The organism is Sphingobium psychrophilum, assembly GCF_012927105.1.
GTDB classification, from domain to species: domain Bacteria; phylum Pseudomonadota; class Alphaproteobacteria; order Sphingomonadales; family Sphingomonadaceae; genus Sphingobium; species Sphingobium psychrophilum.
Map to the genome: position 1 here is coordinate 199,480 of NZ_JABBFV010000008.1, position 6,000 is coordinate 205,479.

A 6,000-nucleotide genomic window follows, 5' to 3' on the forward strand; every position below is an offset into this window, starting at 1 on the left:
CCCCGGCGAAGGCCGGGGTCCAGATCCGACCATGGGACTGGACCCCGGCCTTCGCCGGGGAACAGCCGACGAATCACAAGTCGATGGCCGGATGGCCCCATGCTCTAGACAGAAAAATAGGCGCCCGATCTCCCCGACCGGGCGCCGCTTTTCCGTCCGATATCTTGTCGCTCTTACGCGACGGTCGCCGTGACGATCTTGCCCGGCGTGCGCGGCGGCTCGCCCTTGGGCAGGGCATCGACATGTTCCATGCCCGACGTCACTTCGCCCCAGACGGTATATTGGCCATCCAGGAAGGTGGCGTCGTCGAAGCAGATGAAGAACTGGCTGTTGGCGCTGTTCGGGTTGGATGAACGGGCCATCGAACATATGCCGCGGACATGCTTTTCACGGCTGAATTCGGCCTTGATGTCGGGCAGCTTCGATCCGCCCATGCCGGTGCCGGTCGGATCGCCGCCCTGCGCCATGAAGCCGGGGATGACGCGGTGGAAGACTACGCCATCATAAAAGCCGTCCTTGGCCAGCGTGGCGATGCGCTCGACATGGCCGGGGGCGAGGTCAGGGCGCAACTTGATAACGACGTCGCCGCCGCTGTCGAGGGTAAGGGTAAGGGTTTCGTCGGCCATGAAGCATCCTCTCAATATGGGAAGGGGTGATGCCCCCATATAGAGGCTTCAAAAGGGGATGGAAGTTTCTTGTGGCGAAGGCGTCGACCGCCCGTCCCCCCATTGCAATTCCATGTTGCATGGGCGAAAGCATCCCCATGTTACAGGAACCGGACAGTAGGGGGCGCCATGAGCGAGCGCGGCGATCCAGCCGAACCCCTGTTGCGTGGGGACGACACGGACGATGAAACGATCCTCGAACAGGCCGAAACGGGCCTGGACGAGGATGATCGGCTGAAGCCTGCATTCCTGTCCTCCGTGCTTGACGCGGTGGAGGATGGCGACAGCGAAAAGGCGCGCGACCTGGTGTCGCCGCTCCACCCGGCCGACATCGCCGACCTTCTGGAACTGACGCCGTCGGAACGGCGCGCAGACGTCGCCGCGGCGCTGGGCGACCTGGTCGGCGCGGAAGTGCTGTCGGAACTCAACGACTATGTCCGCGACGACCTGATCGGCGCGCTGGCGCCCGAACAGGTGGCGGAATTTGCCGCCGAACTCGACACCGACGACGCCGTCGCCATGATCGAGGATATGGAGGAGGCCGACCAGCAGGCCGTTCTCGACGCGCTGGACCCCGAAGACCGCGCGGCGATCCAAAGTGCGCTATCCTATCCGGAAGAATCCGCCGGTCGCCTGATGCAGCGCGATCTGGTGGCGGTGCCCCAGCATATGACCGTGGGCCAGGTGATCGACTATCTGCGCGACAATGGCGACCTGACCCGCGATTTCTGGGAAATCTATGTCGTCGATGCGATGCATCGGCCGGTCGGCTATTGCCAGCTCAGCTGGATTCTCACCTGTCCGCGCGGCATCGCCATGGCGGACCTGATGAAGCGCGAACAGACGCTGATCCCGGTCGACATGGACCAGGAGGAAGTCGCGCTGCGCTTCCAGAAATATGCGCTGATTTCCGCCGCCGTGGTCGATTCGGCAGGCCGTCTGGTCGGCATGATCACGGTCGATGACGTCGTCCACATCATCGCCGAGGAAGCGGGCGAGGACATACTCCGCCTGTCGGGCGCGGGCGAAGGCGACATCAACCAGCCGATCCTGATGACGGTGCGCACGCGCCTCGTATGGCTGGTCGTCAATCTGGGCACCGCCATGATCGCCGCATCGGTGGTCGGCCTGTTCGAACATACGATCGAACGTCTGGCGATGCTGGCCGCGCTGATGGGCATCGTGTCGGGCATGGGCGGCAATGCCGGGACGCAGACGCTGGCGGTCATGGTCCGCGCCATCGCGACCAATCAGGTCACCAGTTCCAACACGCTGCGCATGATCGTGCGGGAATTTCGCATCGCCGCGACCAATGGATCGGTGCTGGGCGTGCTGATCGGCATCGGTTCCTATCTGATCTACGGGCAATTGGGCCTATCGCTGGTGTTCGCGACCGCGATCCTCATCAACAATATGGTCGCGGGTCTGGCGGGCGTACTGATCCCGGTGACGCTCGACCGGCGCAATATCGATCCGGCAGTCTCCTCCGCCGTGTTCGTGACGATGATGACCGATTCGCTCGGTTTCTTCACCTTTTTGGGGCTGGCGACGATTTTCCTGACTTAATGGTGTCGGGACGGCACCGGCTCGCTCCCCTACCCGGCCACCCATATATTACTAGCGTTGGATGGCCGTGTGGGGGGAGCGGGCCAATGCGGCAGATTGTGCGACGTGATTCTCAAATGACGCCATATTGATCCCGTGCCCGTCGCCGCCCATCTAGGCCGCCTATGCCGCTCCACATGACCAAGATCGCCTTTCGCAGCGAAAGCCCCGCATCCTTACGCGCCTGGCTGGAAAGCCATGATGGCGAAGCGCGGATCACGACCCGCTACCTGCCCAAGCGGGTGGAGGAGATGGCGGGCGGGTCGCTCTATTGGATTCACGGCCATATGCTGGTCGGCCGCAGCCCGATCCTGGGCTTCGAGGAAACCGGGCAGGGCCGCCAATGGATCAGGCTTGAACCGCGCCTGATCCCGGTGCGCGGCAAACCCAAGCGCGCGCATCAGGGCTGGCGCTATCTGGAGGATGCGGACGCCCCGCCCGACCTGAACGGGGACGAGGCCGACGACCTGGACACCATGCCCGCCGCGCTGCTGGGGGAATTGAGCAAGCTGGGGCTGGTGTAGCGAGCCTCAGATCGCACACCGTCCGCCCCAAATTCCGTTCGGGCTGAGCCTGTCGAAGCCCCGTCCTTCTTTCGAAGAAAAGTAAAGCCCTTCGACAGGCTCAGGGTGAACGGAGGGAGGGTGAGCTTTCTTTGCTTACCCGCTATTCCTTAGCGCGGTCGCGATCGCGTTGATCGACAGTTCGATCCCTTCCTTGATCCGCGGATCATCCTCGCCGGCGCGATGACGCTTCAACAATTCGACCTGGAGCAGGTTCAGCGGCTCGATATAGGGCAAACGCAACCGGATGGATTCATCCAGCGCCGGGTTCTTTTCCAGCAGCCGCGACTGGCCGGTGGCGGCGAGCAGCCCGTCATGCGCCTGTTGCCACCCCTCGCGGATGCGCCCGAACATCGCCTCGCCCGCGGCCTGATCCTCCACCAGCGGCAGGTAGCGCGCAGCGATGCCCAGGTCGGACTTCGCCAGCACCATCTCCAGATTGGCGAGCGCGGATTTCAGGAACGACCAATGCTGCCCCATGTCGGCCAGCAACGCCTTGTCCTCAAACTGTTCCAGCGCCTGCCCCACGCCATACCAGCCCGGCAGCATCACCCGCGCCTGCGCCCAGCTGAACACCCAGGGGATGGCGCGCAGATCCTCGATCGCGTTGCTCTTGGTCCGGCTGGCCGGGCGCGACCCGATCTTCAAGCCCGAAATCTCCTGAATCGGGGTCAGCTGGCGGAAAAATTCCTTGAACCCCTCCGTACCGTAAACCAGGTCGCGATAGGCGGCGAAAGCGTTTTTCGATAGCTCGTCCATCGCCGCGGAAAAGCGCGCGGCGTCGCGGTCCGACACCCCTTCCGGCTCCAGGCTGGCGAGCAGGGTCGCGCTGGTCATCGCCTCCAAATTGGTCATGGCGACGTCGCGCGATCCGAATTTGGCGGCGATCATCTCCCCCTGTTCGGTGATGCGGATGCGCCCCTGCACGCTGCCGCGCGGCTGCGCCTGGATCGCGGCAAAGGCCGACCCGCCCCCGCGCCCCACCGCGCCGCCGCGACCGTGGAACAGTTGCATCGCCGCGCCCGCATCGGCGAACACCGGCTCCAGCGCCTGGCTCGCCTTGTACAGGCTCCAGGTCGATGTGATGTAACCGCCATCCTTGTTGCTGTCGGAATAGCCGATCATCACTTCCTGATGGCCCCGCGCCTTCACGACGCCGGCGATTTCCGGCAGGCCGAAATAGGCGGTCATGATGGCGGGCGCGGCCTCCAGATCGGCGATCGTCTCGAACAGCGGGATCGCCATGATCGCGGTCTGCGGCGGCGCGCCATCAACGCCCGCCTGCCACAGCCCCGCTTCCTTCAGCAGGATGTTGACCTCCAGCATGTCGGACACGCTTTCGGCCTTGGAAATGATATAATGGGTGATGCAGGCCGGCCCATAGAGCCGGTGCGCAGTCGCGGCGGCCTGGACGATCGCCAGTTCCGACGTCGTCTCCTCGCCATAGGCCGAAAAGCGCGATCCCAGCGGGCGATTGCTGGCCAGTTCCCGCCGCAGCAGCGCAATCCGCGCATATTCGTCGAGCGCCAGATAGTCCGCCTCCACCCCGGCGGTCTTGAGTAGCTCCGCCACCACCCGTTCATGCACGGCGCTGTTCTGCCGCATGTCGAGCGTGGCGAGGTGAAAGCCGAACGTCTCCACCGCGCGGATCAGCCGCCCCAGCGCCCCGCCGGTCGACAACGCGCCGTCGCCCTCGCTTGCCAACCCTTGCGCCACTGTCACCAGATCGCGGCGGAAATCCTGGGGCGTGGCATAGGCCTCGCCCTTCAGGCTGGACGGCCGCGCCGGTTGCCCGCCGGTCAGCGCGGTGCAGGTGGCGGCCAGCCGCGCATAAATGCCGCTCAGCGCACGGCGATAGGGTTCATCCTTGCGGCTGGGCGATGCGTCGCCGCTCGCCTCCGCCAGGTCCAGCACAGCTTGGGGCACATGGGCGAGTTCGGTCGAGAGCGACAATTCGGCGCCGAGCGCGTGCAGCGCGTCGAGATAATAAGCGATCGCCGCCTGGCAGCCGCGTTTCAGCGCGAACTCCAGCTGCGGCGCCTGGACGAAGGGATTGCCGTCGCGATCGCCGCCGATCCACGACCCCACCCGCAGGAAACTTGGCGGCCGCGCGCCCAGCACCCGCTCCCACCGCGCATAAAGCGCAGGCAGCACCGGCAGGAAAGTGTCGCGGAAATAGGCCAGCACATTGTCGATCTCGTCGGCCACGAACAATTTCTCGCGCCGCAACGGCCGCGTCTGCCACAGCAAAGCGATCTGGCGGAAAATCGCCTCGTCCAGATTCTCGCCCTCGGCCGTCTCGATCCGCCCGGCGTCCTTGAGCAGCATCAGGTCGGCGATGCGATTCTTGTGGTCGATCATGCTCTTGCGCCGAACCTCGGTCGGATGGGCGGTCAGCACCGGCACCATCAGGCTGTGCGCCAGCAGACCCAGCACCGCATCCTTGCCGATGCCATGCGAGTCCAGCCGCGCGACGGCGGACGCGACATCCGCCCCCGGCTCGGCCGCCACCCCCTGCCGGTCCTCGGCCAGATTGGCGAGCATCGAAAACAGCATGAAACCGCGGGTGAAATTGAGCGTATCGTCCAGATCGAGCGCGTCCAGCCCCGTGTCCGTCAGGTCCGCCCCCTGCAACCCCCGCGCCCGATCGACCGACGCGGAGCGGATATATTCGGTCTGCTTATAGAGCTTCTCCCCCCCATAAGCGCGAATGACGTCGCCCAGCAGCCGCCCCAGATAGCGGATATCGGGATTTTGCGTGATCGCAGGTGCGTCTGCGGGAGAGAGAGTCGCCATGGGTGGGATGCTGCATTGCAACAGGGGAAGGGTCAAGCACAGGATGGGCCTGCGCCGGCCCATGCCCATAATAGCCCTCTCCCGCCTTCGCGGGACCACCTTTGTTGTAACTCGCTGAAATTAGCAATTTGATACAGTTAATCCCATACGTGCACGCGGCAGCCACGACAATTAATATCGAATTTAGCTATCCGACTTGAGTTTCCTACCATTGCAAGTCCCACCTGCCTATCAGACTTGCGCGGGACTTATACCAAGACTCTCTGATCAGAACCTGTGCGCCCATTGGCGAAGTCCGATTGTCATGATGCGCCAGGGCTGATCAATGAGGAGGTTCCAGGCGAAGCAGCAATGGTCGACGATATTTTCGT

General features: G+C 64.0%; 4 protein-coding genes. 2 read left to right on the forward strand and 2 right to left on the reverse strand.

What is annotated here, in order from left to right:
* Positions 1 to 173: 173 nt before the first annotated feature.
* Positions 174 to 626 (reverse strand): peptidylprolyl isomerase, encoded by a 453-nt coding sequence (locus tag HHL08_RS13395; RefSeq protein ID WP_169573650.1) that lies wholly within the window; start codon positions 624 to 626, stop codon positions 174 to 176.
* 168 nt (positions 627 to 794) lie between these two features.
* Here HHL08_RS13395 and mgtE point away from each other — a divergent pair, with 168 nt between their 5' ends.
* Together mgtE and HHL08_RS13405 are read left to right on the forward strand one after the other, a co-directional pair.
* The gene (gene mgtE / locus HHL08_RS13400; RefSeq protein WP_169573651.1) at positions 795 to 2,231 is read left to right on the forward strand and encodes a magnesium transporter; all 1,437 of its coding nucleotides are present in this window, start codon (positions 795 to 797) and stop codon (positions 2,229 to 2,231) included.
* A 164-nt stretch (positions 2,232 to 2,395) separates the two neighbouring features.
* Complete coding sequence (locus tag HHL08_RS13405) at positions 2,396 to 2,794, forward strand: DUF1489 family protein (protein WP_169573652.1); 399 nt, start codon at positions 2,396 to 2,398, stop codon at positions 2,792 to 2,794.
* 135 nt (positions 2,795 to 2,929) lie between these two features.
* Here HHL08_RS13405 and ppc read toward each other — a convergent pair whose 3' ends face one another.
* Positions 2,930 to 5,629 carry a phosphoenolpyruvate carboxylase gene (gene ppc / locus HHL08_RS13410; protein ID WP_169573653.1) on the reverse strand — a complete coding sequence of 900 codons (2,700 nt, stop codon included), beginning with the start codon at positions 5,627 to 5,629 and terminating at the stop codon, positions 2,930 to 2,932.
* Between the last annotated feature and the right edge of the window lie 371 nt (positions 5,630 to 6,000).

Excerpts from the sequence above, each read along its gene's own strand:
- HHL08_RS13405 (WP_169573652.1), top strand. The coding sequence starts at position 2,396 with ATGCCGCTCCACATGACCAAGATCGCCTTTCGCAGCGAAAGCCCCGCA.
- mgtE (WP_169573651.1), top strand. The coding sequence starts at position 795 with ATGAGCGAGCGCGGCGATCCAGCCGAACCCCTGTTGCGTGGGGACGAC.
- ppc (WP_169573653.1), bottom strand. The coding sequence starts at position 5,629 with ATGGCGACTCTCTCTCCCGCAGACGCACCTGCGATCACGCAAAATCCC.
- HHL08_RS13395 (WP_169573650.1), bottom strand. The coding sequence starts at position 626 with ATGGCCGACGAAACCCTTACCCTTACCCTCGACAGCGGCGGCGACGTC.